A 781-nucleotide genomic window follows, 5' to 3' on the forward strand; every position below is an offset into this window, starting at 1 on the left:
CTTGTCCCCGGCGACCGCTTCCGGCCGGGTGCGGGGGCGGCCAACGGGCCCGCGCACCCGCACCTTCTTCAGGACCGGGATGAACTGCGGCCTGTCCGCAGCCTGCCCCGCGGTCAGGATGAACGCCAGCGGGCGGCACTTGCGGTCGGCGGCGAGGTGGACCTTGCTGGTCTGTCCGCCCCTGGAGCGTCCGAGGAGGGCGGCCTTCAGCCGGAGTTTGTGCCGCCGCCGGACGCGCCTTCGTTCTTCCCGAGCGGGATCGCTTTCTGGTTCCTGCCCATTTTGTTCTTCGAGGCTGCCCCCTTTGACCTGGCCTTCTCCTCCTCGGCGACGGCCTTCTCCAGGGCGGTGATGACGTCCTCGTCGAGGTGCATCCCGGCTGCGTCGTGGTGGGCCCGGGCGGTGGTGGAGTCGACGCTGACCAGGGACAGGTCCACCTCACCCCGTTTCGCGGCTTCCGTGATCAGGCCCTCCAGCAGAGCCTCGAAGACCCCGGCGTCACGCCACTGCCGGAAGCGGTTGTGGACGGTCGACCAGGCGCCGAACTCCGACGGCATCTCCCGCCACTGCCCGCCCGTCCTGAACCGCCAGATCACGCCCTCGAACTGCTGCCGCAGCCGCGTCGGGTACGGGCCGTACTCGCCGATCGGCAGGTACGGCTCGATGAATTTCCACTCCGTGTCGGTCAGTTGCGCTCGCGTCACGTGAGACGGTCTATCGGACCGGACCGTGCCGCGAAGGCACATCCCGCAGATTGATCACGACTCGATACGCGCCCTAG

Annotated in this window: 1 pseudogene; it reads right to left on the reverse strand. The window is 68.9% G+C overall.

The features are described 5' to 3' along the window. Window positions 1–704, reverse strand: a pseudogene (locus tag FOE67_RS27415) (transposase); the annotation flags it as partial. Window positions 705–781 lie beyond the last annotated feature (77 nt).

The organism is Streptomyces calidiresistens (assembly GCF_014141525.1).
GTDB lineage: Bacteria > Actinomycetota > Actinomycetes > Streptomycetales > Streptomycetaceae > Streptomyces > Streptomyces calidiresistens.